This is a genomic window from Mycobacterium sp. (assembly GCF_052144515.1).
GTDB lineage: Bacteria > Actinomycetota > Actinomycetes > Mycobacteriales > Mycobacteriaceae > Mycobacterium.
The window spans coordinates 1-3,756 of record NZ_JBKQQD010000552.1 but is presented as its reverse complement, the minus strand read 5'-3'; the positions used below and the strand labels follow the sequence as shown (position 1 = coordinate 3,756).

Annotated in this window: 3 protein-coding genes and 1 pseudogene; 1 reads left to right on the top strand and 3 read right to left on the bottom strand. The window is 65.1% G+C overall.

The genetic code is table 11. From position 1 onward, the window contains the following. The 3 genes and pseudogenes from ACLP9N_RS37255 to ACLP9N_RS37245 all read right to left on the bottom strand — a co-directional run. On the bottom strand, window positions 1-1,066 hold a 1,066-nt coding region (locus ACLP9N_RS37255), incomplete at its 3' end, for an FAD-binding protein (protein WP_442412090.1). A gap of 228 nt (window positions 1,067-1,294) precedes the next feature. Continuing rightward, window positions 1,295-1,477, bottom strand: a pseudogene (locus ACLP9N_RS37250) (hypothetical protein); the annotation flags it as partial. A gap of 81 nt (window positions 1,478-1,558) precedes the next feature. Next, window positions 1,559-1,870, bottom strand: coding sequence for a hypothetical protein (locus ACLP9N_RS37245; RefSeq protein WP_442412089.1), 312 nt, complete (start codon window positions 1,868-1,870; stop codon window positions 1,559-1,561). Window positions 1,871-2,581: 711 nt separating this feature from the next. Between ACLP9N_RS37245 and ACLP9N_RS37240 the strand changes: the two genes are divergently transcribed. Then, a partial coding sequence (locus tag ACLP9N_RS37240) for a SulP family inorganic anion transporter (protein ID WP_442412088.1) occupies window positions 2,582-3,756 on the top strand: 1,175 nt, incomplete at its 3' end.

Genomic DNA, 3,756 nt, shown 5'->3' with positions numbered 1-3,756 from the left:
CGTTGCCGCCGAAGGTCGCACCCAACGAGGGCATGGCGGCCAGATCGTCGCGCTGTTGGCCCTCGAACAGCAACCGCAGCGTGTTCATCGTCCCCGCGGCCAGGACCACCCGTGGCGCCCGCGCGGTGTGGTTCGTTTTTCCGCGCAGGTCGCGGTAGTGGACGACGTAGCCACATGCGGCAGCGCCGGGTTCGCGCACGATCCGACTGACCTCGGACAACGCGCGAACGGTGACGCCCTTGCCCAGGACCGGGGCGAGATAGGCGACGTCGACCGATGATTTCGCCCCGTCTCGCGACCCCAGCAGGCTGTCCCCGTCGAAGGCGCAGAACCGGCGCGTTACTCCGGCGCCGTCCTGGTGCAGTCGGCCGGCGTCGGTGCCGGATTTCGGGTAGAGGTACGCGGCGTCGGGCTGCGGATCCGCGGGCTGACAGCGCTGGCCGGGTAAGCCGGGCACCTCAGTCCACACACTTGTCGGCACAGGATGCTGACGGGTCAAACGAGTGGCACCCAAATCCGACCGGATCTTCTCGTAGTACCCCGAGATCTGCCCTGCGCGCAGATCGGGGTGACGTCTTTCCCAATACGCGGAGTTAGACGGCTCGACGAGCAGGCCCAACCAGCCGTGGCTGCCGCCTCCCACCCCCGAGACGCAGACGACATCGATACCGGGATAGCTAAACACCTCGTACATCCCACGCTTATTGACCACAACGCCCCGACGGGGAGTCCCGACGAGGCGGCGCACCAGCTCGACACCCCCCGCTCGCAGTCGTCGACCGTGACGACCATGCGCAACGCCTGGCGTGCTGCCGCGCCCGACGGTGATGCTGCGCAGCACATGCGTCGCGAAGCGCGCCCCGTAGGGAAACGGGGAGCGGTCGGCGATTCCCATGCCGCGCACCGGCAATGAGTCGCGCCACGGACCCCGTTCGAGCACAAGCACATTGAGGCCCGCACCGGCCAGGCGGTTGGCCGCGATGCTCCCACCGAAACCGCTCCCGATGACCACGACGTCGTAGTGCTCGTCCGACCGCGTCTCGGGCGGTTGGTTGTGTTTCGTCACCCTGGATCGCCTCCTTGGATATTGGTCTCGAGCGGGGTTGTTGCGGCCAGGGCCCTCGACGCCTCTGTAGACCGGGTAGCGTTCTGTAGCAACAGGTTTCGAACGTCTCATGTGAACAGGCAGGAATCCTCCCAGTTCGTTCCCAGTCGAATGATGCCGCCTTGCCCAGCCGAGAGCATCACCACCGCGCGAGACCCCACGCTCTGGTTGTGGTGGTCGTTCGAGCGGCCGCTCCGTCCCGACGGTCGCGGCGATGTCCATGGAGTGGACCACGTCGGCGAACAGGACGGTTACCTGCTTGTACTCTGCCCGGGTATCGCCATCTTGGACTGGTGCGCCACAGCCGTGACAAAACCGGGCGTTCCCTAGAGGCTCAGTGCCACACATCCGACATGCCGCTACGGCCGTCATCCGACCCTCCGCCGATCCGGCCCCACAGCGTTTTGCAGTGGTCCTCAAAGGATAGGCTGTGACGAAGTGAGCCTCGGAGGGTCAGTCGGTGGGGGGCTGGGCTCGCTCGCCGAGGCGGGTGCGCAGGTCCTCCTCGAAGGCGACGACCTCGGGGCTGAGCTTCTCGGCCCGCAGGCGCTCCAGGTTCGGGTAGCCCGCGTCGCGCTCGGCCTGCCACTCGTCGGCGAACTTGCCCGACTCGATCTCGCTCAGCACCTCGCGCATCACCCCGGGGACGTCGAGGCCATCGTACCGATCCGCCCGCGACATCTGGCCGTACTGGCTGGTCGGCGAGTGGTAGCGCGTCTGGCCGGCATAGCCCTCCAGCCGCAGCAGCCGGTAGCTCCGCGCCACCGCAAAACCTCACGGGCGATTCATGCATCAGTCGAGCGGCCGATTTCTCGACTTATGGATTGGTGCGCAGCAGACAAATAAGGGCCCAGATCTCGGTGGTGAGCGAGCGCTTCAACCAGCGCGGATGGTCTCGGACTTGGATTTGTTTTCGCAAGGTTACAGTCTGCTGTGAACGCAGCGATGAGGCTCGCTTCACGCGCCAAGGTTCGAGATAATCGGCCCCGGACGGTGCTGATGGCTTGTAACCCCTGGGTTGGCCACGCGCCAACAGGTGGGAGCTACGCATGGCCGCTGGTGTATCCCTTGTGGGTATCGAGAGCCTGGTCGTGACCGTGGTGGCCGCGCTGTATTCCGGGGCGTCGGCTGGGGCCAAGGCAGGCAATTGCACCGGGTCGACGATCGCTAGTTGCGCAGATCACCGGGGCGGCAAGGGCCATCGTGACAGGCGCGATGAGTATCGCGATAGTGCCGTCCCGGGCCGGGTTGGGGTTAATCGTTGTGGCGGCCCGCTAACCCGGCGTCCACATTTGCAGCGCGGATTCCACGGTGATCGCGGGGAACCGGAGCACACCGCAGTGACGACTGTCACGCGATAGTCGTTGCCGCACACGGTATTTCCCTCATCCTGTCGTGGAGTTGATCAATGCTGCACGAATTCTGGCAGAACTTCACCCACAACCTGTTCAAGCCGCTGTTGAGAGGGGCTCACCTATGCAACAGGATCTAACCGTTCCGAGCGAAAAGCCCCGCAATGGCCTGGCCGGTCTCAAACACTGGCGCTATGACCTTCGCTCGGGTTTCACGGTGGCCATGATCTCGCTGCCGTTCTCGATGGGAATCGCGATCACCTCGGGCGCGCCGCCGATCTGCGGGATCACGTCGGCGATCATCGCCGGTTTCGTCCTGCCGTTCCTGGGCGGCTCGTATGTGACCATCAGCGGCCCGGCCGCGGGACTGGCGCCGGCCCTGTTCGCTGGCATGATCGCACTGGGACACGCCCGCCTGGGCCGAGGCGCCTCGCAATCCGAGTTGCTCGCAGTGGGATACCCTCTGGTCCTGGTTGCCATCGCCCTCGCGGGCGTGTTGCAAGTGATTCTTGCCAAGTTGAAGGTGGCCCGCCTCAGCGCCATCTTCCCGACCGCGGCCATCCAGGGCATGCTGGCGGCGATCGGCCTGATGATCATCGTCAAGCAGGTCCCTCTCTTCATGGGAGTGAAGTTCGAGGCCCACGAATTCTGGGCGGTCCTCGGCGAAGTGCCCCGCCATGTCCAGTCGATGAACCACCAGGTCTTCGCCCTGGGGGTCGGTTGCCTGGCGGCGCTTTTTATGCTTTCGAGCCTCCCCGGGCGGCTGCTGAAGGTCATGCCGCCTCCGGTGTGGGTGTTCCTCGCCGGCACGCTCGTCAGCGCATTCATCCTGAAGTTGGACAAACCCCACCTGATCAACGTGCCCGATCCACTCAAGCACGGGGTCGTCTTCCCCCAGTTCGGTGATGCGTTCACCCATGCCGCACTGTTGCTCCCCCTCGCCTACCTGGTCGTCACCCTGCTTTTGATCGACGGGACCGAGTCGCTGGCGACGATCGCGGCCGCGGACAATATCGACACCTATCGCCGCCGGTCCGACCCGGATCGGACCTTGCTGGCCATGGGCGTGTCTAACGTCTCCTCGAGCCTGCTCGGTGGCTTGACCATCATCCCCGGTATGGTCAAGAGCACGGCGAATGTCCTGGCCGGCGGCCGGACCCAGTGGGCCAACTTCTACAACGCCTGCTTCCTCCTGGCGTTCCTGCTGCTCGGCCGCTACGTGATCGACATGGTCCCGATGGCGGTCCTGGCCGCCATCCTCGTCTTCATCGGCTACAAGCTGTGTAAGCCCGCGCTTTG